At 58.8% G+C, this 23002-nt stretch carries 17 protein-coding genes and 1 pseudogene; 9 read left to right on the forward strand and 9 right to left on the reverse strand.

The annotated features are described in order from the left end of the window. Window positions 1-402, reverse strand: a 402-nt coding sequence (locus tag AC1DPX_RS33010) for an SOS response-associated peptidase (protein WP_477242063.1), incomplete at its 3' end; no start/stop codon positions are given. A 357-nt stretch (window positions 403-759) separates the two neighbouring features. Between AC1DPX_RS33010 and AC1DPX_RS33015 the strand changes: the two genes are divergently transcribed. Then, on the forward strand, window positions 760-1221 hold the full coding sequence (locus AC1DPX_RS33015) for a hypothetical protein (protein ID WP_057144216.1): 462 nt from the start codon (window positions 760-762) through the stop codon (window positions 1219-1221). Window positions 1222-1238: 17 nt separating this feature from the next. Here AC1DPX_RS33015 and AC1DPX_RS33020 read toward each other — a convergent pair whose 3' ends face one another. Both AC1DPX_RS33020 and AC1DPX_RS33025 read right to left on the reverse strand, forming a co-directional pair. After that, on the reverse strand, window positions 1239-2087 hold the full coding sequence (locus AC1DPX_RS33020; protein WP_244497766.1) for a plasmid partitioning protein RepB C-terminal domain-containing protein: 849 nt from the start codon (window positions 2085-2087) through the stop codon (window positions 1239-1241). After that, window positions 2084-3643, reverse strand: a complete 1560-nt coding sequence (locus tag AC1DPX_RS33025; protein WP_057144252.1) for a recombinase family protein — start codon at window positions 3641-3643, stop codon at window positions 2084-2086. The genes AC1DPX_RS33020 and AC1DPX_RS33025 overlap by 4 nt, the downstream gene beginning before the upstream one ends. 304 nt (window positions 3644-3947) lie before the next feature. Here AC1DPX_RS33025 and AC1DPX_RS33030 point away from each other — a divergent pair, with 304 nt between their 5' ends. Next, the gene (locus tag AC1DPX_RS33030) at window positions 3948-4265 is read left to right on the forward strand and encodes a YMGG-like glycine zipper-containing protein (RefSeq protein WP_057144217.1); all 318 of its coding nucleotides are present in this window, start codon (window positions 3948-3950) and stop codon (window positions 4263-4265) included. A 663-nt stretch (window positions 4266-4928) separates the two neighbouring features. Next, window positions 4929-5261 (forward strand): hypothetical protein, encoded by a 333-nt coding sequence (locus tag AC1DPX_RS33035; RefSeq protein ID WP_057144219.1) that lies wholly within the window; start codon window positions 4929-4931, stop codon window positions 5259-5261. A 1289-nt stretch (window positions 5262-6550) separates the two neighbouring features. Here the strand turns inward: AC1DPX_RS33035 and AC1DPX_RS33040 are convergent. Then, window positions 6551-10672 carry a GAF domain-containing protein gene (locus AC1DPX_RS33040; RefSeq protein WP_477242065.1) on the reverse strand — a complete coding sequence of 1374 codons (4122 nt, stop codon included), beginning with the start codon at window positions 10670-10672 and terminating at the stop codon, window positions 6551-6553. Window positions 10673-10768: 96 nt separating this feature from the next. Between AC1DPX_RS33040 and AC1DPX_RS33045 the strand changes: the two genes are divergently transcribed. Further along, a complete protein-coding gene (locus tag AC1DPX_RS33045) occupies window positions 10769-11746 on the forward strand; it encodes an SDR family oxidoreductase (RefSeq protein ID WP_477242067.1) in 978 nt (325 codons plus the stop codon). 1464 nt (window positions 11747-13210) lie between these two features. Here the strand turns inward: AC1DPX_RS33045 and AC1DPX_RS33050 are convergent. Beyond that, window positions 13211-13447, reverse strand: a complete 237-nt coding sequence (locus tag AC1DPX_RS33050) for a hypothetical protein (RefSeq protein ID WP_057144222.1) — start codon at window positions 13445-13447, stop codon at window positions 13211-13213. A gap of 542 nt (window positions 13448-13989) precedes the next feature. On the opposite strand from AC1DPX_RS33050, the gene AC1DPX_RS33055 reads away from it, so the two are divergent. The 3 genes and pseudogenes from AC1DPX_RS33055 (at window position 13990) to AC1DPX_RS33065 (ending at window position 17660) form a co-directional block, all read left to right on the forward strand. Then, on the forward strand, window positions 13990-15519 hold the full coding sequence (locus tag AC1DPX_RS33055; protein WP_477242069.1) for an ATPase domain-containing protein: 1530 nt from the start codon (window positions 13990-13992) through the stop codon (window positions 15517-15519). Continuing rightward, window positions 15516-16556, forward strand: coding sequence for a sensor histidine kinase (locus AC1DPX_RS33060; protein ID WP_082583301.1), 1041 nt, complete (start codon window positions 15516-15518; stop codon window positions 16554-16556). Before AC1DPX_RS33055 ends, AC1DPX_RS33060 begins: the two co-directional genes overlap by 4 nt. Before the next feature lie 72 nt (window positions 16557-16628). Further along, a pseudogene (locus tag AC1DPX_RS33065) lies at window positions 16629-17660 on the forward strand (histidine kinase dimerization/phosphoacceptor domain -containing protein). A 331-nt stretch (window positions 17661-17991) separates the two neighbouring features. Here AC1DPX_RS33065 and AC1DPX_RS33070 read toward each other — a convergent pair. Continuing rightward, window positions 17992-18639, reverse strand: a complete 648-nt coding sequence (locus AC1DPX_RS33070) for a CGNR zinc finger domain-containing protein (protein WP_477242071.1) — start codon at window positions 18637-18639, stop codon at window positions 17992-17994. Window positions 18640-18692: 53 nt separating this feature from the next. Between AC1DPX_RS33070 and AC1DPX_RS33075 the strand changes: the two genes are divergently transcribed. Then, a complete protein-coding gene (locus AC1DPX_RS33075; protein WP_082583303.1) occupies window positions 18693-19496 on the forward strand; it encodes a DUF2066 domain-containing protein in 804 nt (267 codons plus the stop codon). Between the two features lie 148 nt (window positions 19497-19644). Here the strand turns inward: AC1DPX_RS33075 and AC1DPX_RS33080 are convergent, their stop codons facing one another. Continuing rightward, on the reverse strand, window positions 19645-20706 hold the full coding sequence (locus AC1DPX_RS33080) for a site-specific integrase (protein WP_477242073.1): 1062 nt from the start codon (window positions 20704-20706) through the stop codon (window positions 19645-19647). A 114-nt stretch (window positions 20707-20820) separates the two neighbouring features. Between AC1DPX_RS33080 and dusA the strand changes: the two genes are divergently transcribed. Then, a complete protein-coding gene (dusA, locus tag AC1DPX_RS33085; RefSeq protein ID WP_477242075.1) occupies window positions 20821-21819 on the forward strand; it encodes a tRNA dihydrouridine(20/20a) synthase DusA in 999 nt (332 codons plus the stop codon). 2 nt (window positions 21820-21821) lie between these two features. Here the strand turns inward: dusA and AC1DPX_RS33090 are convergent, their stop codons facing one another. Both AC1DPX_RS33090 and AC1DPX_RS33095 read right to left on the reverse strand, forming a co-directional pair. Beyond that, on the reverse strand, window positions 21822-22529 hold the full coding sequence (locus AC1DPX_RS33090) for a TIGR02281 family clan AA aspartic protease (RefSeq protein ID WP_477242077.1): 708 nt from the start codon (window positions 22527-22529) through the stop codon (window positions 21822-21824). Between the two features lie 112 nt (window positions 22530-22641). Next, window positions 22642-22872 (reverse strand): DUF1289 domain-containing protein, encoded by a 231-nt coding sequence (locus AC1DPX_RS33095; RefSeq protein WP_477242210.1) that lies wholly within the window; start codon window positions 22870-22872, stop codon window positions 22642-22644. Window positions 22873-23002 lie beyond the last annotated feature (130 nt).

A 23002-nucleotide genomic window follows, 5' to 3' on the forward strand; every position in this document is an offset into this window, starting at 1 on the left:
CCCGGCGAACGAAAAAGGCGCGTGGCCGGGCAGATAGATGTGCCACGGATCCTTCTTGCCGTCGGCCGGCGAGATCGTCCACTCAAAGAAGCCGTCAGCCGGGATCAAGCATCGTTTCGACTTGAAGGCATCCCGGAAGGCCGGCGCGGCGTCGATGCCTTCAATCCTGGCGTTGAACATGGCCGCCTTGGGCATTTCCTTTGCCCAGAACGGAACGAGCCACCATCGCCCCTCCCGCAGGCGGTGGTTGCCGTTCTCGCCGGCGGTGACGAAAGGCACGTCTTGCGTCGGCGCGATGTTGTATCGCGGCTCGTCATTGCGGCCGATTTCCGCCGGCCCCGTGAGCCGGTAGAGTCGGTGGATTTCCGACCACGTCAGATATCGGGTGTAGCGGCCGCACATGACATTTCCTTGATCGACAGGCTTCCCGATCCTTTGGTGTGGTTATCCTGCCGACAGTGAACGAAATGAGAACAAAATAGTCAAACGCCTCTTGACCGGACAGGAATATGTTCCTTATTCCTGATCTATCTGAGCAGGAAAAGGGCCATGGGAAAGCGCCAAAATGCGCCGATAGGCGAAGCTATGTCCGAATTGGAGTTGGCGGCACAGCAGGCCCTCGCTGCAGCCAGTGGCGATGCTGTGGTCGCCTTGCTGACGGCTCTGGCCAGGAACGCCGAACTTGAGCGGGAACTCGCTTTGTCACGGGCTGCGGTTTCGAATGGCTTTTCTCGCGGCTGGCACAAGGCGCGCCCCTAAATGGTGGACACTGCCGAAGACAATTTCCGGATCGAGGTTTGGGATCGGGAGGAGAAGACGCATCTCGAAACCATCTGTCGATCGCCGGACGCGGTGGTGAGCCAAGCGGCCTGGCACGCCGCCATCCGGCGCCGGCCAGGCATGCTGCTGATCCACTACAACAGCCGCCACGTTATGGAGAAGATCATTACCCCCGGCGAGGTGAAGGTTCCGCCGCAGACGATCATCGACGGCAGTATTCACGCCGGACTAGACGTCGCGCTGGGCGACCTGCGCAGCTGGCACACGCTGCGAGCGTGGTGCACGACCTGCTCGCATCATGCGGAAGTGAAGCCGGCAAGCTTGATCAAGCGCTACGGCAAGGAAGCTCTGTTCAGCTCGGTGGAGCGCGCTCTTTTCTGCACGAGTTGCAAAAAGGGAGGACCGGTTCGGATGGAGATACACAGCATGCCGCGAAACTAAGGGTGATGACCGACCGCTCACGACCCGGCCTGCGGCGGGTGTTTCTTGTATCGAGCCTCGCGGAAGTCGAGCAAGTTCTGAAACACCTCCAGTTGCCTCGCGAAATTGCGCGCTAGATATCGAACCAGCTTGGGGTTGTTCAGCAGTCGGTCGAAATAGCTCGTAGCGGCGATCAGGTTTAGCATTTCTGAGCCGTGGGTGCTGGCAGCGCTCAGATAGTCATGGCTGACCTCGGCAATGTCGGCTTCCATGGCGGCCATTTGCGCCGGGGAAATACCCTCGTATCTTTTTCTGCGAGCCAAGGGATTGGTGAGTTGTGATCGTGGGGTGAGCTCGATCAAGAGCCTCGCTACTCGGAATTCCACGCGGTTCATCGCCAGCATCAGCCGGACAATTTCAACCTGCCGACCCGGCACGACCTCTCGTAACAAGCCGAAAATCTTCAAGGGGGCGCCGAAATCGTTCAGCATGTCGAGAGCTTCGAGGCAGATGCCTTCGACAAGCGGCTCGTCGACGCGCGGAAAGGAAATCTGCCGGTCTTCGCAGATACCTGCTTTCACCCCGGCCTCTGGCGAATTTTGCATCAAGATCGAAGGAGCCGTTGCGAAGCCATTCGATTGAAGCAACCCTTGAAATGCGGCGATGCGCAGGACATGACGAAAGGCATCGACGACGCTTTCCATCTGGTGTTTCACCGCGTCGGCTTCCCTGATGAATTCCTGCATATTGTCGACTTGGCGCCTGAAGGTCTTCAACAAACCGGAGACACGCAGCGGGTTCATCGGCGCCCGCGAATCTACCGTCAGCCGAATGGCATGCCGATTGTTTGTGACGAAGTCGCGATGCCCGGCTTTCGTAGTTCTCATATATTTGCCGGCATTGGTTCTCGTCTCGCCATCTCAACCACAGGATCAAGCGAAGCGAAGAGGAAGGCATCAAGGCGCACGCCATTGTCGGCCTTGAGCATGTGAAGGGCAGACTGCGCTTCATGAGCGGGTGCGATCAGGAAGTCACGAACGGTCTGATTATCGGACTCCATCCTGATCAAAATCGTTACCTCTGGCCCGATGAGACCCCGCTTCCAGAACGGCCAGCGTGGAAAACCGGCGACGTTCATCCGATATTGCGCAGTCCAAATCGCCACGGAGAATTCATCATTGACACGCATAATCTTTGTTTGGGGATCGTACAGCGCTGAGCCACCGACCCCGTCGATGTCCGACATCAAGTTTTCGATTGTTTGCTGCCGAATCTGAATGAGCCGCCTTCTGATGTCGAGTTTCCGATAGTTCGCCGACCCGTCGTATCCGATCAACTGGTAGGCGGCGTTCATGCTTCCAAAGCGATGCGCGTAAATGCTGGCTGAATGACAGCCTGGAGCGGCATCAATGATTGGGCTCGACAGCCTTCCCCGTTCTTTCAAAAGCTTGGTCAGATCGGCCAGCAACTCTTCATCGGGTCTGAGGTAAGTGCGTGCCCGCCTGATAGCTTGCGCACGATCGAACAGCGCCCGGGTTACGAGCGGTTCGATGACGTTGTCGGCGCGAACAAATGCGCTTGGCGGATTTCTCAGCCGGTTTTGCAGAAGCCTGTGGGATATTCGGTTCCATACAATGTTGCCGACATATTTCTCGCTGGCCAGTATCGTGCCTACGCACGCTCCGGTCCAAGGCCGGCCAAACTCGGTGACCAAGCCGCGCGCGTTTAGAGCTGACGCAATTTCGACTGCCGTTTTTCCTTTTTTCACGAACTGGTTGAATATCCATCGGACGGTTGACACCTCATTTTCAGGCCCGGGGACGAGAACGACGCGGTCGCTGGCCAGGCCTTTTCGCTCATTATGATGGAGGATTGCCTTGGGATTTCCAGAGCCGTCGACGAGAAGGCGCCTCAACCCATAGCCTGCAGGGCCGCCTCCGCTGAAACCCAGTTTGACTATTCGGCTTTGACCTGCAAAGACCCTATTCGACAGCATTCGGCTGTACTCCGCAGCCATGCTGCGCTTGATGGCCTTCAGAACATCGGACCCAATGCTCCCATCGTTGACGAATAGCTCAGCGCAGAATTCGATCCGCACTCCGGCTCTTTGGCATCGGTATTCATATGAGGCGCTTTCATCAGTATTCTGAAAGCGTCCCCATCGGCTGACGTCATAGACCACGACAGTTTCGAAATCGGCCCGCCGGCTTTCGATATCTTCGATCAGCCGCTTCAAGCCCGGGCGCCCCAAGATGCTGAGCCCGCTTCGGCCTGGATCTTCATACGTGGCAACGATGTCGTAACCCATGACCTCTGCATAGTTACGGATCGCGTCCCTTTGATTGTCGATGGAGTAGATCTGCCTCTCCGTCGACATGCGCAGGTATTGAGCAGCGCGAGCCCTTCGCCTTTCAAACTCGGGGGGTGTGGTTGCTTTGTCCATCGCGCGGGCCATGGTACTCAGACCTGATAATAGGGGCCTGTACCGCCTGCTATTTGGTTAGGAAAACATGTCGAGTTTGCTTCGAATGCGAGCCGTCGGCCGCATCCAGATATATATACCCGTGCGCAACTATATCGGCCGGTGAGATCAGCGGGTATGCCCGTTTCCTTTGCGCTTTGGAAACCATGGCTTTCAACTCATGGGAAACCCTGACTCACTTCGTGAGAGTGTGCGCCCCCGTTCCGCCGCAATGCGCCCGCACGGGACGATTGATAGGGATTTCAGACTTTTAAGGGAGACGTCCATGACCTTTCACAAAGCTATAGCCGCCCTGCTAGTGACCGCCGCACTTGCCGGCTGCCAGTCGCAGACCGAAGGCCAGCAGCGGGCCACCACCGGCGCGCTCATCGGCGGCGCCGGCGGCGCGCTCGTCGGCCAGGCGATCGGCGGCAACACCAAGAGCACGGTGATTGGCGCCGCCAGCGGCGCGCTGCTCGGCGCGGTCGTCGGCTCGGCCACTACGCCGCAGCGCCGCGGCGAAGAAATGTGCCGCTACCAGGACCGCTACGGTCGCGTCTACACCGCGCCCTGCGATGACCGGTATTACAACGGCAATTACTAAGCAGATCCAATGTGCCCTTCTCCCTTTGCGCGAGAAGGGCACAGGTCATCTCTGGGCATTCGACGATAAATAGAGCTGATGCAGAGGCTGAGAGGGTCACCATGACCACGACAAGCGTTGTAGGCACTTTTAAAAAAGCAGCAAAAAGGTGGCAAGCGCCTGCTCGGCTATGATCCCGGTAACTGCTGTCGCAACTCCCGGTCGGGCGGCTTACGGCCGTTCGACTACCAGGGACCGCTCCTGGGAACAATATTCGATCATCATCGCCGACACACCGCATGCCGCAATGCGGAACGTCCCCGCCATGACCAGGCCCGGCGTCAGGGCGATGGCAGCGGCACCGCGTTTCGGGTGCACGCGAAGCCGCACGACTACAACATAGGCCCGCCCGCGGCCCTCAATCAGCTGATGGCCATCGCTGAGGTAAGCGTCTTGCCGTAGGAATGACACCTCTGCGGCCCGATGGCGGCTGCGCGGATGTTGCGCCCCGTGGTGCCTTTTTCCCTCGCGAAGGTGAACAGAAGAGAACCAAAGTCGAGTGCAAGCTTGACGTGTGAGGAATATCGTCCTATTTTTAGATAGGGAGTGCAGAGAATCCGCTTAGCCCGGGTTGGGCGGGTTCGAGATTCACAAGCATCCCGGCCATTGAAGCGAGTTGGGCCAATGCAAAATCTGATCGATTTCTTCCAGACCAATTCGGCACTGGTGCTGGCCAATCCAATTGCATTTGCCTCGTCCGCCGTACTTTTCGCGAGCTGTGGCTTCACTGTTGGCCGCTACTTTTTGGCCGAGCGCATTGCAAACCTGGAGAGCAGGATCGCCCGGCGCGATGATCAGATTGAAGAACTCAAATCTCGGAGCGCAGCGAGCAAGTTGGAGATCCAGATGGTGCCTGTCGTAGGAACTACGGCGATCGGCGAAAATGAACGGCCGCCGTTGGAAAGGTGGCCGGACCGGCGCGGCAATGCGCTGGTTGAAGCCGATTGCGCGGGGTAGGGCGGAAAACTAGTCGCGGCAGCGAGACGCTGACCATTCAGGGAAGTTTCGATGACGGTTTCATTTGTGGCAATCACCTCACGTCTAGGATTGACCGCACGGGACAGCACGCAGGCTACTATCTCCGAAATCGAAATTCTACTTAGAGATGCCACCACTTCGTTGCGGCTTTAATACATCTTCTACCTTCCATAAGCCCAGACAGCAATGCGCGGGCAATTCTTACCCCCGCCGCTTTGAGCACAGTTCGCATCTCTCGCGCTCGCAGGAAGAGTTGCCAGATAGGTTGCTCCGCGCGAACCTCCAGCGGGCGTGCGCCTTGATTTCCGCTGAGGTCACGCCGATCGCGCCATTAGGTCCGTGCGGCCCTGCGGGGTCGACCTTTCCAACGTCTTGCATAAGAACGGGTTCGATATCGCTGACGACCAAGCACTGCGAGTTTGTCCATAGACGGCCGATATCTTCCTGAGACGTCGTCGCGGCCGAACGTTGATAAGCGTTTACCGTATATTTGCGGGTTCTCATGATCGCGGCGCCCGAAACGCCGCTTTTGCGGTCAGCTTGGCGCGAGTGCCTGTGCGAGCAGCGCCGCCGCCGGCGAGCGCGAGGCATCATCCGTCTCTTGTCGCATCGCCTGGGCGTCAAGGTGCAGCGACGCAGAGACGAGAGTGCCGCCAATTGGGCATGGCATCTTCGGCGGCTACACGACGGCAAAAGGCGCGATGCTTGATTTGCATGACAGCGGGCTGGAAAGTGTGCCAGCCGACCAAGCGGCAGCAGCGATCGACGATCCCGGCAGTGGATGACTGAAAGCGAGAAAATCGCGGCAGCGATTGTACGTCCAGAACCGGTGCGCTCGGCCAGTGGAGCTGCCCTGCTGACCAAGGACTATGAAACCACCGCAACCAACGCAGCTCGATCGCAACCCGTTCTGGCGGCGGAGCGTCTTGCCAATCTCATCAACAGGCCCTGCAGTAGCGCGGGCGCTTTCCGGCCTAGAGTGCGCATTCAAGGTGCGCGTGGTGTGGCTGAACCGTTGCGGCAGGATCGCACGAATAGGCCTATCTCGCAGCCAATGCTGGCCCTCTGCGGTGGCAGATGGCCTTCAAACTTGCCAGCCTAGATATTGCCGACTGCGAGTGCCAAAGGCCAGATAGTCAGACTGGCAACACAATCGGTCGGGATGCATACTGAGGCTTCGCCTTTTCGCTCCCCGCGCTGGTGTTAAGCCGTCCCCAAGTGAGAACTGCTTCGGTCACAAAGATCGGCCGAGATGCTAGTGGTGCGCCCTATGAAGGGCCGTCGAGAATTGTCCTCACCTTTTCCGCAAGGTCTTCAAGGCTGAAAGGCTTCGGCAAAAGCTGCGTTCCAGGATCGAGGATCCCGTTGTGAACGATGGCGTTGCGCGTGTATCCCGTGGTGTAGAGAACCTTAAGCTTGGGGCTGCCCTTGCGAAGGATATCCACCAACTGTCGGCCGGACATCTCCGGCATCACGACGTCGGTGAAGAGCAGGGACAACTGCTGTCCGGCTTCAATCATTTTGATCGCTTCGTTTGGGCCACTGGCTTCGACGACCGTATAACCAAGTTCGCGCAACGCTTCGGCTGAGACGGCGCGGACGCGATCCTCGTCTTCGACCACCATGACGATTTCGCTTGCCAGGCCGCCATCTATCGATCTTGATTTCGTCTCGAGAGAATCCTGCTCGGTGCTGCCATAATGCCGTGGCAGATAGATCTTGATCGTCGTGCCGACGCCCGGCTCCGAGTATATCTTCACGTTGCCGCCAGATTGCCGAACAAAACCGTAAACCTGGCTGAGGCCCAGTCCTGTCCCCTTGCCAACGCTCTTAGTCGTGTAGAAGGGGTCAAAAGCCTTGGCGAGAACATCCGCGGTCATGCCCGTACCCGTGTCGGTTACGGCAATCAGCACGAATTGACCGGCCGCAATGGCGGACTCGCGAGCGTATCGCTCGTCGACATAGGCGTTCGACGTCTCGATGGTCAGCTTGCCCCCGTTGGGCATGGCGTCCCGTGCGTTGACCGACAGGTTGAGCAAGGCGCTTTCCAGCTGACTTGGATCGGCCTTGACCTGCCAGAGGCCGGCACCGAAAGCCGTCTCCACCTTGATCGTCTCACCGAGCGTTCGCATCAAGAGATCGGTCATGCCGCCGACCAGGCGGTTGGCGTTGATGGGCTCCGGCTTAAGTGGTTGCTGTCGCGAAAAGGCCAAGAGCCGCTGGGTAAGAGCGGCGGCGCGATGCGCCCCATCCATGGCGCCTTCGACAAATCGGCCGACGTCTGTCTCACCCTTGGACAATTTGCGTTGAAGCAGATTGAGCCCACCAATAATGACCGCAAGCATGTTGTTGAAGTCGTGCGCAATGCCACCCGTCAACTGGCCGACCGCCTCCATCTTTTGCGCCTGCCGCAGCTGTTCTTCTGCCTTAGAGCGTTCCGCCACTTCGTCGATGACGCGCTGTTCCAGTGTTGAGTTGAGTGTCTGCAGTGCGGCTTCGGCACGCCGCCTTTCAGACAGTTCGCGTTCGGCTGACTGGAAGAGGCGGGCGTTGTCTATTGCCGTTGCGGCATGGCCGGCGATGCCCAACAGGGCCCTCTCGTGCTCAGGATGAAACTTGCGGGGCTCCGCGTGGCCAAAGAACAAACCACCCAGAACTTCGCCGGAGTTCGACACGACCGGCACCGCCAGATAGGAGCGTACCGGCAGATGGCCTTCAGGCATGCCCTTGCGCGGCGCATTCTTGCCGTATCGTGGATCCTTGAGAATATCGTCCGATCGAACGACGCCTTTCCCGAGGAAGGTTGGTTCGAACACAGCCGTCGCACGTGGCATGGGGTAATTCTGGAAGGCCGAGCGTGGAGCCCCTGACAGGGCATAGAGCATGTAGCTGCCCCCCTGATCGTCGAGCACGTTGTAGAAGAAAGCGCCAAACTGCGCTCCGGAAAGTTCGACGCCGGCATCGGTGGTGATTTGCACGATTTTGTCGAGATCAAGTTCGGCAGCGACCGCCGCTCCGGTATCGTTCATGATCTTGAGGTGTCGCTCGGCCTTTTTGCGATCGGAAATGTCGATCACAGTGCCGATAAATCGAACGGCCTTGCTGGCTTCGAAAATGGCATGGCCGCTCGCCGCCACCCAACGCTCTATACCGTCCTCCAGGCCAATGGTTCGGTACTCGATGTTAAAACCTTCAAGACTGTCTGGAGCGATTGCTCGCCTGACCGCCTCATCTGCCCGTCTCCGGTCTTCTGGATGTAGGCCGGCGAGGAAAGAGCCCTCGTAGGTAACCCCATCGTTCGACGTAATACCGAACAACGCCCGGCATTGTGCGTCCCACCGCAAATGGTCAGCGACCGGGTCGTAATCCCAGATGCCGATTGCGGCCGCCTGGGTAGCCAGGCTCAGGCGTTCCGCGGTCTCGGCAGCGCTTTGATCCGACCTCACCCTTTCTATATGCGCCCACGACCGCTCCGTTACCTCTGTGAGAAGTGCAAGCTCATTTTGCGTCCAGACCCGCGGAGCGCTGTCGTGGATCGCCATCAGCGCGGTCAGGCGCCCCTCTTTGACGAGGGGCATGCAGATAGTGGCAGCGATTCCAATATTCTGGAACGTTGCGGCTTCTTCTGGGGGAAGCTCGACTTGATTGTCATTGATGATCAGCGGCAAACCCTGATGGAGCCGAAGAACGGCGAGTTCGCCAAAGTCCCGGAGACTGTAGTAGCCAACGATGCTGGAAGAGCCTTGTCGGTGCCAATCTCCGCGAATCGTAAAATGGTCCTGGTCAGGCTCCATATCGGCATAGGCACAGATCGCGACGCCGAGATGCTCGCCAAGCATTCTGGTCGTGATCTCAAGCACTGCGTCCGCGTCCGTGCTTTTCGATGTTTCTTTCCCCAGTCCGTCGAGGAAGCGCAAGCGACCTTCATTCTGCCTCAACTCTGCTTGCGCGCGCCGCCTTTCGACTGCGGTGCGCGTTCGCTCTGCCATCTCGCGAACGAACTCGATCTCTTCCTCAGACCAGGATCGGGGCCTGTTATGATTAAGGTAGAGTAGGGCCACAAAGCCCCCCCTTTCGGTGACGGGCATGTTGATCAGGGATTGAGCGCTGATGGCTTTCAGTGCTTCTGGGTTCTGGCTCGTCCGCGGGTCTTTGTCCGCATCTTCAATGACAACAGTGATGCCGCGCTTGAGATCATCGATATACGTGCCGTAATCGCGAAAATGCAGCACCCCAGCCAGGCTATTGATGCCGGGGGCATTCCAGTCGCGTTCGATGGAGATGGTCTCATTCGCCAGATCGATCGTGCCATATCCGGCCCGGCTTACATCCAGCTCCCTGCCAATGATTTCGGCCGCCGCATAGGCCAGTTCGTCGGGGTCTTCGACCAGGCGCACAACGTCGCCAAGTTCGGCGAGGGCAGCGCTCCGCTTCCTCGCACGAAATGTTTCGGTGACGTCAAACCCTTCGCAGAATATTCCTGTGATGATGTTCCCGCCATCGTAGAGCGGTGCGTAGATGAACGTCAGGTAGCGCGTCTCTTCCGGACTATCCGCCGAGCGGCGAAATCGCACTGGAACGCCCTGCGCTTCAAATGTCGTACCGCTAGCGAAGACGTCGTCGAGCCGGTCAAAAAAACCTTGTCCCGCGAGGCTGGGAACGGCGTCTCGAATGGGCCTCGAGAGCCAATCACCGCTGTTGAAAACCTGGCGATGGGCGTCATTCACGAATTCAACGACATKGTCGTGACCGCGCATGATAATGATAAAGCCTGGTGCTTGTTCGAACAGATGGATCTGACGTTCAGCAGCGAGGCGTTCGCGCTTTTCGGCCAGGAATCGATCCGTGGTTTCCGTGCAGACTCCAAACAGGCCGCCGGTCGTCCCAATCTCCGGCTGCGTGACCGGGTTGTAGGAGAAGGCGAAATGGGTCTCTTCTGGCGCGCCGTGCTTGTCAATTCGGATCTCAATGTCGTCCATATGGACTGACTGGCCCTGGTAAACCAGGTCAAACATCGGTCCGATCGTCCCCCATGCCTCTGCCCATACCTGTTGGCTAGGCAGGCCGAGAGCGGTCGGGTGCTTGCGGCCAAGAATAGGGATGAAGGCATCGTTGTAGAGCCAGATGCGGTCCTGCCCCCAGACGACGAACATAGGCTGTGCGGAGCCGAGAATGAGATCGACGACTGTCTTCAGTTCTGCGGGCCATGAAGAGACCGGCCCGATGGATGTCGCGCTCCACCCAAACGAGCCGATACGCTCAGCCATTTCTCCGGCGCTGCGAAACGCGGCGCTCGCGCTGTCCTTGCTGGATGGTTCCAAGATATCCCCCGAAATGTCGAACCCGACAAAACGGTGCAAGCCGGTTTTGGTTGCACGGCGACGCGTCATGGCAGGAGGCGTCGCATTCAAGCGGAAGCGTTATCGACATCGCTTTTCAACTTTTTCCTTGAACGCACGTTGTCTCCTGAAACTGAGGAGACAACGATGCCGATTTTAACCAAGACCGACACGTCCAAAACGACGCGAAAGCAAAACCGCATACAACGCAAAGTCGACGCGGACGATCAAGCCAAGCCAAAAACGAAACCAGTTGGCGCCATGCAGGCCGGCGCGCGAAAGTACCCGGCACCGCCTTTTCCCAAGCAGCACCATCCAAAACCTGGCCATGAGGCAGAAATCAAGCCGGCCCCGCTATACGACGCGCCATTCTGGCGTGGCTCGGGCAAACTAGAAGGCAAGGTCGCGCTGGTAACTGGCGGGGATTCCGGCATCGGGCGTGCCGTTGCCGTCCTTTACGCTCGCGAAGGCGCCGATGTCGCAATCGTCTATCTTTCCGAGGATGGCGACGCGCAAGTGACGAAGCGGGCGGTGGAAGGCGAGGGGCGTAGATGCATCGCGCTCCGCGGTGATGTCGCCGACCGCTCCTTTTGCCGCAAAGCAGTAGCCAGCACGGTCAAGCAATTGGGAAGCTTGGATGTGCTCGTCAACAACGCAGCGTTCCAGGTGCATTCAAGCGACTTCGCCGACCTGAGCGAGGAGCATTTCGACACCACGCTGAAGACAAACCTATACGGCTATTTCCATATGGCACAGGAGGCGGTGGCGCACATGAAGCCCGGCTCCGCGATCGTCAACACCGGATCGATCACCGGGATCGACGGATCCAAGGAGTTGGTGGATTACTCGATGACCAAGGGCGGGATTCACGCTTTCACACGGGCCCTATCAGGCAATCTGATCGACAAGGGAATCCGCGTGCATGCCGTCGCGCCGGGCCCGGTCTGGACACCGCTCAATCCTTCTGAAAAGCCAGCGGGCGATGTTTCAAAGTTCGGCGCAAAAACGCCGATGAAACGACCCGCGCAACCAGAGGAGATTGCTCCTGCCTATGTCTTCCTGGCGTCACCGCAATGCTCCAGCTACATCACCGGAGAGATTCTGCCTGTGATAGGCGGCTATTGATGAATAGCGTTGCCACTAACGGTTTTGAAGTCATTGCAAGTTGAGCGACCCTTCATTGATTACCGATCTCGCCGACAGGGCGATGGAGGATCCCTTGGCGGAAGGTATTCGTCGCGTGAGATAGACGAGGAGGTTCAGGTTTTTGTCCTTATGGTGGAGGCGGGGGCAAACCAGAAAGTGGCCGCATCTAGAATAGCAGGCGCGCTGACACGACCCACCACACATAGTCGATCAAGGTGCGATGATTTGCCCTGTCAGTCTGCGCTCTTGCCTGAAGCTGCGTTTTTCGCATTCCTCGTAGGCGATGTTCATGGCCCCAAAAGAGCGCCTTCATGCCGCTGTTGGAAGTCCAAAACGCAATACGAAGGCCGATGAAGAAACCGGTGCCCAGTGCGCTGGGTTTTTGCCTGGCCAGGGCTTGCAGTTGACTACGAAATGAGGTCCAGCCCCCTGACGGAAGCAATCCGCCGAGAGATACGCCATGGTCGGCAGCCGAAACCGGGGCCGCAGCGCCAGCAGAAGGTAGAACGTAGCACCGGCCGCGACCAGGAGAACCCGGCCCTTGTTGAATTCCTCCCACAAGCGCCGCAATCTCCCTTCCCCCCATCAGAGCCGCCTTGCTCTCTTGCATTGTTGCGGCCGCGCGATTGGCCGCTTCTTCATCGATTAAAGATGCCTGTTTACTGGGCGGCCGCTGACGGCGCGTCGTCAGCGGAGGTGGTCTCAACGCGGACGCCGGAGTACATCGGCCGGCGGCGTCGATGGGGTCGGTGCCGGTGCAGGCGCATCCATGGGGGGCGACAGAGCCGCACACGTCGGGGCTGGCGCCAATGTCGGCGGCTCAAATGGTATCAACGGCTCGGCGCCTCGGTCGAAGGAGGAAGTGGGGTCAATGCCGCAGCGGGTGCGAATATCGGTGTCACTGATGGCGTGAATGCAGGCCTCGGCGCAACAATGGGTGCAACCCCCGGGATGGGCGTAGACGGCATCAGTCCGACAAGCCTGACAAACCCCCGGCAAATCTATCGAGCCTCCCCACTCCGAGGCTCAAGGCGGCTGCCGCCCAGATGTAACCAGTCAGATGGCGCGCATCAAGAAGCGCTGCGTCGACGTTCTGGCCAGTTTGGTTCCCGATTACCACGATCTTCGGCAACTTTGCTAACTGATCGCTCGGCGCTAGCCGTTGAAGTCAAGCCACGGCGTTCTCACGGTAGTGGCTCAGCGGAACACATTATCGAGGACGACGGCGCGTCTCGATGCCTCTATGGAATTGACAAGCTGGCCGAACCAGCTTCATGGACGCCCGCCGCCTTCGGCGGCCGGACAGACGAAATCTGGGATCGACATGGAGTGCGACCTTGTCGACGATCCGATAGTAGACCATCGCTTCCACCCGACGGAGCATAGACGCAACAGCGAGGCGCTTGAGCCGCCGGCCGCCCAGCTGCTGCGGAGCGAGGAAACCTAACAGGCAATCTTCCATTCCTTTTGCCATCGGCCACGCACTGCGACCATCAGCGTGTCTTCTCTCGTCATGCCGGCCTGAAAGAGTCTTATCAACTCGGCCGCAACCCCTTGCGCATCCGACGTATCGGGAAGAATATTGAATTCAGCACAAAGGGCGTCGAAAGCCGACTTCAACGTCACAAGGTCGTCAGGGTAAAACCACTCGACGTATGAGCGATTAGGTCGTTCAAGCATCCGTCGCCTCCGTTTTAGTGCGAGCGTGCGATGGTCGTTTCCGAGCAACCGACCCCATCAACCGGCCGCTGACTTCTCGCAATGCGGCTGTTCGTCGGGCCTGTCATTTCACTTTGATGTAGCCAAGGTCGCTCCATATCTCCGAAGGAGAGCCAGAGTTCTGGAATCGATTTGCGATATGAAACTCTCGAGTTCGGTGGTGTCCCTCGCAGCGAAGGAAGCCAGCCCTGCTTGTGCCAGCAACGATTTGGACGGGATCGACCCGAGGTAGGCAGAACTAAATCAGCGCCAGATTGTAACGGCGCCGTGTGTCGTTCGCGTGGAGGGGGCTTTGGCGTGCCTTGACGGCGAATGCTCAAGAGGCAGCTGACTTTCTGACGTTGGTCGCCAATCCGGCCAGGCTTCTGATGCGGCACGGCCTCGCGAGTACGAGGTTCCCACGGCCATTAGCTCGCTGAGACCGTTAGAAATCTTCGGCGGCACTGCGTGACAGCCCCGCGGGGGATGGCCGTCACCTCTTTTTCAAAAGGGAACTATTGAAAATGCTGTCCGTTAAGGGGGCACGACAGGCATCCGGGGACAACGTGGATCAAGACGACGCTTCACCAATATCATCCGGCGTGCAAGGCCTCGACTATGTCCTGCGAGGCGGCTACGCCAAATTCCGTTCACATCTGATAGAAGGCAGGCCAGGTTCGGGAAAGACCACACTTGGTCTGCAGTTTCTGATCAAAGGTGCGGCGGATGGCGAGAAATGCCTCTATATAACGCTGTCCGAAAGCAAGCGCGAACTGCACTCGGTCGCAAAACGGCATGGGTTTTCTCTTGACGGGATCGAAATCCTCGAACTGGTCCCACCGGAACTGAGCCTCGATCCATCGCAGTTACAGACTCTGGTTCATTCGTCCGATCTTGAGCTCGGTGAGACCGTGCAGTCCGCGCTCGCCGAGATCGAGCGCATGAAGCCGGATCGCGTGGTGTTCGATTCCCTGTCGGAAATTCGCCTCTTGTCTCAGGGCTCGTTACGCTATCGCCGGCAGGTTCTGGCTTTGAAAAGCTTTTTCCTTCTCAACAATGCGACGGTGCTTCTGCTTGACGATCTCACGGCTGAACATGACGATCTCAACCTGCACTCCATCAGCCATGGCGTCATCCGGATGGAACAGCTTGCGCCGATCTATGGCGGAGAGCGGCGGCGGCTGCGCGTCATCAAAATGCGCGGCGTACAAATTCGCGGGGGCTTCCATGATTTCGTCATTCGACCGGGCGGCGTGATGGTATTTCCGCGCTTGGTTTCCTCCGAACATGAGATGGCCGAGCATGGATCGCCTGCTACCGGCAACGATTCTATAGACACGCTCGTGGGCGGCGGGCTGGACCGCGGCACCAGCACTCTCCTGATGGGACCTTCAGGTGTCGGCAAGTCGACCATCGCGTGCAGCTATTGTCATGCCGCTCTCAAGCGCGGCGAACATGTGCTGGTGCTGTTGTTCGATGAAACCAAGCGGATATTCCTGGCGCGCGCATCGGGCCTCGACATGGATCTGGGGCCGTTCGCCGACAAAGGAAGCTTGTTGCTGGAACAGATCGATCCGGCGGAATTGTCGCCCGGTGAATTGTCCTCGCGCATCCAGTCGGCTGTGGACCGCTCGAATGCAAGGATCGTCGTTATCGATAGCCTGACCGGATACCTCAACGCTATGTCGGAGGAGCAGCATCTTGTGCTGCAGATGCACGAGATCCTGACATATCTTAATCAAAAGGGCGTCGTGACGATCCTGTTGTTGGCCAATCATGGGCTGATCGGGCAAATGTCCGCCACCGTCGACATGACCTATCTCTGCGATTCCGTAATGCTTCTGCGATTTTTCGAAAGCGGCGGCCGTCTGAGACGGGCTATCTCCGTGGTGAAGAAGCGCGTCGGGCCGCATGAAGACACCATTCGCGAATTCAAGATAAGCGCAACCGGCCTGTCCGTCGGTGAACCATTGGAGGAGTTCCGGGGGATACTGACTGGCGTGCCCACCTACGAGGGTAAGCAAGGCAACCTGTTGCAAGATAAGGCATCATAATGCCCTCGGACAGCAGTGTGCTCGTATTGGCACCAGTCGGGCGCGACGCGAAGGTCGCGTCGGCTATCCTTACGGAAAACGGCATCAAGTCTCAGATCTGCGCGACGCTGGACGAGGCAGTTCCGCTCTTGGACCAAGCCCAATGCTTTTTGGTTGCCGAAGAAGCCTTGATAAGTTCTGATCGAAATCAGTTTGCATCCTGGCTCAACCATCAACCGGCGTGGTCCGATTTTCCGATCGTGTTGCTGACGATGCGGGGAACGGAGATGGACAAACGCCTCGCCTTTCTGGACCGCTATCTCATCGTTCTCGAGAGGCCCTTCCTGGCGTCGAGCCTGGCAAATTCGGTGCGCTCGGCTCTGCGTGCCCGCGCACGTCAGCTTGAGGTCAAATCATATATTGAACAGAAGCAAGAGGTCGCGGACCGGCAGAAACTGCTGATCAGGGAGCTCCATCATCGCGTCAAAAACACGTTGGCAAATGTCCGGGCGATGATGGGCGCAACCGCCAGATCGAGTGGCAACGTGGATGATTTCGTGCGCGATTTCTCCGCCAGGATCGTCTCTCTCGCCGACACGCATTCGATGCTGACCGATGACTATTGGCAGATGGCTTCGTTGCACAAGCTGCTGGAGTCGGAACTGCGCCACTACGACACGACCAACAAGTCGCGTGTAGCCCTCGAAGGGCCAAACGTCGCGCTGGTCGCCGATATCGCGATCCCGATCGGGATGGCTTTTCATGAACTCGCGTCCAACTCATCGAAATATGGCGCGTTGTCGCGCCCCACAGGGCGTATCGAAGTCCGGTGGTCGGTGAGCAATTCGCAAGACGAGCGAATGCTCAATCTGAATTGGCTTGAAAACGGCGGACCGAAGGTGGAGCAACCAAGGCGGCGCGGTTTTGGTACGACTCTGCTGGAGAAAGTAGTCGCGGTGCAGTGCCACGCCGAGGTTGAGTTAAACTATCATCCTGACGGCCTTCGGTTTGCAATGACCTTGCCGCTACGCGACACCAGGCTGGTCCCGGCCTACTGACCCCTGCAGGTGGAGCCCCGCTTCGGTGCTGGCCTATCAGCCCATCGCTGATACTGATGCCTTACGCGTAAAATGACATCGGATACAGGGAGGCTAGAGGCGGTCGAGAAGCTGCTCGATACGCCCGAACTCGCCACCTTTGTGATCGCAGTTTCAGACCTGATCGAGACAGAGCGCGCCCTATATGCCAACCCTGAGTTCGAAAAGCTCTCAGGCCTGAAGTCTGCCAGTCTGGCATGGAAAAACTGGACAGCGCTTTCGGGGACCGGAGTCCGTGAGCAGAAGGACAAGGCGCTGGCCGAGTGCGTTGTCAATGAAACTGATTTCGTGGGTACTTTCTGGCTGAAGCGCGGCGTCGACGGGCAGGCAGTCGTTGACGCCCACTCAAATTTGATAGTCGACGACGACGGAAAAACGTGTTTCAGACGGGTTGCCTTGGTGGACGTATCTTTTCACGATGAAGACGCGCCTTCGGTCGAGGAGCGTGTTCGCGAGAAGGATACCTGCTGCGGGAGCTGCAGCATCGGGTAAAAAACAATCTCCAGACGAGCACCGCACTCACTCGGCTGGAGACCCGCAATGCGGCGGAGCCCGGTCAGAAACGGTTCGAGAGGTTGGCCGAGCGCGTCGACGCTCTCGCGATTCTTTACAAGGCGCTGTCGAATGACGAGCAGAAGGATGAGGTCGATCTGGGTATCTACCTCAGTCAGATAGCATCCGCCGCAATGGCTTCGCATGCGGTCGAAGGTATACGCCTGAACATGAAGGTTGATACCTATCCAGTGTCGATCAGCGTTGCGATGCCGACTGGGCTGGTCGTGAATCAACTTGCTTACCAATGCACTCAAACACGGCTTCAAGGGACGAGAAGGTGGCACGATCACGCTTCACAGCGTGGTCGATGGCGACGGATGCCGCATCACTATCGCCGATGATGGCGTTGGTTTGCCGGAGGGCGAAACATGGCCGAAGCCAGGCAAGCTTGGTGYCCTCATCGCGCGCTCCTTGACCGAGAACGCCAAAGCACAATTCGAAGTTAAATCCAGCGCCACTGAAGGGACCAGGGTCACCGTCGTTTTCAAGCGATCGGCGGCGACGAGCTAACGATGTTCTATGCTGCGATTTGAGTGGCTTGGTCCAGGGCCTGATATCTTCTAACGATTGAATACTTAGTAATCTCCGCAAGCCGTCGTCAGCGGAGTGGCAGCTCTCGGGCTCGTTCGTTCCAGAACCGAACCATGTGCTCCCGGCCAAAAGCATAGTAGCTGTATGGGCCTCATATCTGTCAAAACGACCTAGCTAAGGTTCGAGCCGAGGTGACTGGGAGGCGACTTTTCGTTGGCTGAAAAGGTCGTTTCGTTGGTTCTGCACGACAGAGTTTCTGCTGGCTGCGTGTCACCATTGTTGCATTTGAAGACCGCGCCTAAGGTGAATCCTAAGCGATGGATTTTCGGTGTGCCAGGCGATAGCGCGCTGCCTTGGCGCGATTGCCGCAACCATCCATAGAGCACCAGCGCCGCGGTTTCGAGCGACTGTCATTGATGAAGAAGCCGCCACAATGGTCGGCCTCGCATTGCCGGATGTCGTTTTGCGGAGGAAACAGCACCAACAGGGCAGCCGCGGCCGCGGACCGGCGCAAGGGCAGGTGAATGGCCTCATTTGCGGAATCGGCCTTGAGCTTCAGAATGTCGCCAAGGCCGGCTGTGCCGCTTGCCCGGGTTATACCCTCCCGGACGTGACGCAAGGCGAGTTCGTTCGGCGCTATTTCGTGGTTCAGATTTCGTGCCGAAACAGTGAGCCACGATTTCAACACGTCGCGCAGCCTCAGGACTTCGAGATGCACGTTGCCGGCCAGGCTCCCATGACTTTCCGCCATGCGCCTGAGCGCATGCCCCTCGTCGTCAGACAGCAACTGGGCGGGAGCGCAAAACGCCAACATATCTTGATACGTCGGAATGAAATCGACCTCGCTCCCATCACGCCAGTGCAAGGTGTTTGCAAGGTCGAGCGCCGGCGCGCCGCCCAACATGCGCATGGGACCAAGCGGCGAGAGGTAGGTACGGACAAATTCGGTTGATTCCATCTCTGCAGTATGTAACCGTTTATACGGTTACTCAAGAGGGCTGGGAGGTTTCCATGAATGCCACCTTGTTGACGTTGGTGGCATGGTTCGCATTCTCGAGCCTGGCGCAAGCGGATGACGATGTGCTTTATCGCTCAAGCGTCATCGTCACTGGAGATCGTGAAGAAACACGCGTACCCGCCGTCCCACAGGGCTTCGAACTGGCGGCGCAAAAGTTGACGGGAAATCCTGATATCGCGCAAAATCCGGTGTTTGCGTCGTTGGCGATCCGGGCAACTGCCATGGTTTGGTCTTATACGTATCACGATCGCATGTTCGGTTTTCCCATACATGATGAGCAAGGAACACGCGACCGTCCCTTTGATCTCACGTTCCAGTTCGACCGAAGGCGGATGGACGATGCCATGGCTGCGCTGGGTGAGAAGCCGTGGCTGGGTCCGCGACCGAAGCTGGGGATCGTCCTCGAAGTCACCGATATGGCGCGTCGCTATATGCTCGCGGCAGACGGCGCCCACGGCTCCGACCTGCGCGCGAGCTTTGCGGATGCCTCGGCGCGCTTCTCGATACCCGTGATATTCGCCAAAGAAGCCGATCTTGCAGCGGCAGCGATCGCGCCTGGGAGGATAGACGAGTTGTCGGCGGAGAAGTTAATGACGCTAAAGTCCAGACTGGGCGCTGACGCGATCTTGGTCGGTCGTCTTGATTGGGAGACCAACGAGCCGGGTTGGCATGCCACTTGGCGGCTTCCTCTCAGTGCGAAAGATGCAAGCTGGGCGATCGCCGGCGTAAACTTCGATGCGGCCTTCCGCGCCGCGGTGGGAGGAACTGCCAAACGGCTTCGACCAACCAGCAACTAGGGCGGCAGGCATACGCGCCCCAAAGCTGGCCGGGCAACTGACGGGGTTCGTGCGCTGCTTTGTCAGCTACTCGCCATAGGTCGTACTATTGTCAGAAAACTGGCCATGGCCGCCGCCGAGATTGCGGACTGATAAGCAATCGCGTCAACTACGCAGCCTTTGCCGCTTGGATAGTGTGGAGCATTTCCGGCTTGAGGTGCGTATAGCGCCGCAACATCTTCCAATCCTTGTGCCCCGTGACCAGCGCTACCTGTTCGATTGTAAACCCAGCTTCAAAAAGGCGGCTCGTTCCTTCGTGCCGCAAGTCGTGAAAATGAAGGTCGTGGATGCTCAGATCAGCACACCCTCGACGGAAGGCCGTTCCGACTGACCGATGGTTGAACGGGAAAATTCGATCATCGTCATTGCTTCGCTTTGCGCGCTGCTCCTCAACAATGGCCCACGCATCGTATCCGGTTGCCGCGAACAGCGGTATGCGCTGATTGTTACCTTTCTTGTTGCGGGGGTCTTTGCGGTCGCGGATGAGAATCATTCGTGTGCGAGAATCCAGATCGGACCAACGAGCCTTACAAATTTCCTCCTGGCGCATCGCGGTTGCGACGGCGAAACGTATGATCTGGCTAACCGGTGCAGCCTGACGAGGGTTTGCATCGAAATGAGCGGTCAGCCTGTCCAACTCATCCTGGGTGGGCCGCCTGTCGCGCTCATGCCCTTTGCCAACTAGGCCAAGCCTCTTTAGGGCGATACGCGCGAGATCAACTGGTTCGACTTTGACAGGAAGGCCGTGCACCGCAGCAGCGTGGGATAGAATGAGTTTTATCAGGCCGATATCGATGCCGAGGGTCACCGGTCCAGCGCCTTGGGCGGCGCGATCGCGACCGAAACGAATGAGCCGTTCGCGATCGAGAGCGGCCGTATTGCACTTTCCAAGATGCCTCTGCAGCATGTCGAGTGTCGCGGCCTTGGAGCGGAGAGGGGACTTGCCTACATCGCACATGTCGTCGATATGAAGGTCGATGAGTTCGCCGAAGGTTTTCAGGCGCGCCGTACGGGACTTGGTCGGCGTCTCACCGCGATCGACCTGGCGCTCGGCGTCGGTTGCCCAGCGTCGTGCGTCGTCTCGGCGCAGGAAGGTCTCGCTGACATAGCGACCTTTACGACGGACTTGGACGCGCCAAGAGCCGGACGAGAGTTTTGTGTAGGTGGCCATTTTTCGTGTGCGCTCCGTGTGCAGTGAGAGATCGAAACGTGGCGAAAAGGGTCGTATTCTGGCGTAAAGTGGCGTAGCCGCGCTTTCGACTAACGAATTGATGTTAAAGAAAAAATGCTGCAAAATCAAGAGCATAGACTGGCCGTGGCGCCGATGATGGACTGGACGGACCGGCATTGTCGGTTCTTCCATCGCCAGCTGACGAGCCGTGCGCTGCTCTATACCGAGATGGTGGTGGCCGATGCGGTCATCCAGGGCGCGCGCGACAGGCTGCTTGGTTTCGATGTGGCGGAACATCCGGTCGCGCTGCAGCTTGGCGGCTCGGATCCCACGAAGCTTGCCGAGGCGGCGCGCATCGGCGAAGCCTTCGGCTATGATGAGATCAACCTCAACGTCGGTTGCCCGTCCGACCGCGTCCAGTCGGGCACGTTCGGCGCTTGCCTGATGAAGGTGCCCGACCTCGTCGCCGGTTGCGTCGCGGCGATGAAGGCGGCGGTGGCTATACAAGTCACCGTCAAGTGCCGCATCGGTGTCGACGAACAGGATCCCGAGCCGGCGCTCGACGACTTGGCCAATGGCGTTTTCGCGGCCGGCGCCGACGCGTTGTGGGTGCATGCGCGCAAGGCGTGGCTGGAGGGGCTGAGCCCCAAGGAAAACCGCGACATCCCGCCGCTCGACTATGACAGGGTCTATCGTCTGAAGGTCAAAAAGCCGAACGAATTTATTGGCATCAACGGTGGAATTCAGTCGCTTGAAGAGGCACAGGCGCATCTCGACCATGTCGACGGCGCCATGCTCGGCCGCGCGGCCTACCACACACCAGGCATCCTGGCCGGCGTAGACGCTGCCTTCTACGGCGCGAAGCCCGAGGCGTTCGATTTCGCCGGGCTGATCGATGCCATGGCGGACTACGCGGCGCGCCACATCGAACGGGGCGGGCGGCTCGGCCATGTCACCCGCCATATGGTCGGGCTGTTCCATGGGCTGCCCGGTGCACGCCGGTACCGCCAGATCCTGTCGACCGACGCAAACCGGCCCGGCGCCGGGCCTGACGTGCTGAAGACGGCCTTCGCGGCTGTCGAATTCGGCGGAGGGGCCGCCGAAGCGGCCTGAGTTCAATCCCGCAGGATCATGCGGTCGCCACGCACGTCGAAGCCTGACAGCGAGCCGATGAAATTCATACCGAGCAGGCTCTGGCTTAGCATGCCGGGTGCGGCGACCATCACCGACATGTCCTTGCGCACGATGCCGCCGATCGCCACCGCGTCGGTCTTCACAGCTGCGGCGCGCGCCATGCCGTTGGCTGTCGAAACCGGTATCGTGTAGTTGAGGACGGCGGGGTTGAAACCGGCGGCCTGCGCATCTTCCGACGTCAGCACCGTGCTGGTCGCGCCGGTGTCGACGACGGCTCGCACCGGGTTGCCGTTGATCAGGATGCGCGCTTCGAAATGACCGTTGTCGGCCTTGTCGAGGGTCACGGTGGCGTGGCCGTCTTCGACACCAAGCGCCAGCGGGCTGCCGGGAACGAGACCAGCGGTCACCCGGCTGGCGATGTCCTGCAATTCGTAGCGATACTGGTAGCCGGCGATCAGCGCCAGCACGATCGCCGCCCAGGCGCCGAAATTGCGGGCCATGTCGCCCAACGGGCGGCCCGAGCGCAGCAGGCCACCAGCGATCAGGGCACCAAAGGCGCCAAGCCAGATCAGCCGGCCGAAATCATGGTTCTCGACCCCCAGCGTGCTGCCGGCAGAATCGTTGAGCATGAGCAGCGCTGCTCCCACGCCGATCACCGCCATCAGAATCCAGAACAGTCGGCTGCTCATCCGTGCCTCGCTAGAGCAATTCCAGGAAAAGTGTGAGACGGCTTTTCGTCCGGAATTGCGGTAAAACAATGAGTTAGAGCGTTTCGTCGTTTCCGTGAAACAGAGAACTGCTCTAGATTGCGTCGCGCTCGCGCGCCATGCGCGTGCGGCGCGTTTCCCGGCGGGGCCGGCGCTCGACCTTTTCCAGCCTGGCCGGAAGTTCGGCCATCACATTGCGGCGCGTTTCGGGCGTCATCCCCATCCAGGCGCCGATTTCCTCGCGCGTGCGGCCGCAACCGAAGCAGAAGCCGGTTTTCATGTCGATCGAACAGACCAGGATGCAGGGGGATTCGATGGCCGTCATGACTTTCTCTTGGGGATTCCATTCGGAATCCTGAGTTCCATCTCCACATGGTGCAACGGCAAAGCCAATGCAAGCCCTCGCGATCGCGCCTTCCCAGGCCATCTTTGCGGCAATCAAGGCGGATGTTTGG

It is taken from the genome of Mesorhizobium sp. 01N446 (assembly GCF_056399285.1).

What these genes read in the sequence shown, in the direction of transcription:
- AC1DPX_RS33050 (WP_057144222.1), bottom strand. Translation starts at nt 13,447, where the DNA reads ATGCTTGAACGACCTAATCGCTCATACGTCGAGTGGTTTTACCCTGAC.
- AC1DPX_RS33015 (WP_057144216.1), top strand. Translation starts at nt 760, where the DNA reads ATGGTGGACACTGCCGAAGACAATTTCCGGATCGAGGTTTGGGATCGG.
- AC1DPX_RS33035 (WP_057144219.1), top strand. Translation starts at nt 4,929, where the DNA reads ATGCAAAATCTGATCGATTTCTTCCAGACCAATTCGGCACTGGTGCTG.
- AC1DPX_RS33080 (WP_477242073.1), bottom strand. Translation starts at nt 20,706, where the DNA reads ATGGCCACCTACACAAAACTCTCGTCCGGCTCTTGGCGCGTCCAAGTC.
- AC1DPX_RS33045 (WP_477242067.1), top strand. Translation starts at nt 10,769, where the DNA reads ATGCCGATTTTAACCAAGACCGACACGTCCAAAACGACGCGAAAGCAA.
- dusA (WP_477242075.1), top strand. Translation starts at nt 20,821, where the DNA reads ATGCTGCAAAATCAAGAGCATAGACTGGCCGTGGCGCCGATGATGGAC.
- AC1DPX_RS33055 (WP_477242069.1), top strand. Translation starts at nt 13,990, where the DNA reads ATGCTGTCCGTTAAGGGGGCACGACAGGCATCCGGGGACAACGTGGAT.
- AC1DPX_RS33070 (WP_477242071.1), bottom strand. Translation starts at nt 18,639, where the DNA reads ATGGAATCAACCGAATTTGTCCGTACCTACCTCTCGCCGCTTGGTCCC.
- AC1DPX_RS33075 (WP_082583303.1), top strand. Translation starts at nt 18,693, where the DNA reads ATGAATGCCACCTTGTTGACGTTGGTGGCATGGTTCGCATTCTCGAGC.
- AC1DPX_RS33090 (WP_477242077.1), bottom strand. Translation starts at nt 22,529, where the DNA reads ATGAGCAGCCGACTGTTCTGGATTCTGATGGCGGTGATCGGCGTGGGA.
- AC1DPX_RS33025 (WP_057144252.1), bottom strand. Translation starts at nt 3,643, where the DNA reads ATGGACAAAGCAACCACACCCCCCGAGTTTGAAAGGCGAAGGGCTCGC.
- AC1DPX_RS33020 (WP_244497766.1), bottom strand. Translation starts at nt 2,087, where the DNA reads ATGAGAACTACGAAAGCCGGGCATCGCGACTTCGTCACAAACAATCGG.
- AC1DPX_RS33030 (WP_057144217.1), top strand. Translation starts at nt 3,948, where the DNA reads ATGACCTTTCACAAAGCTATAGCCGCCCTGCTAGTGACCGCCGCACTT.
- AC1DPX_RS33095 (WP_477242210.1), bottom strand. Translation starts at nt 22,872, where the DNA reads ATGACGGCCATCGAATCCCCCTGCATCCTGGTCTGTTCGATCGACATG.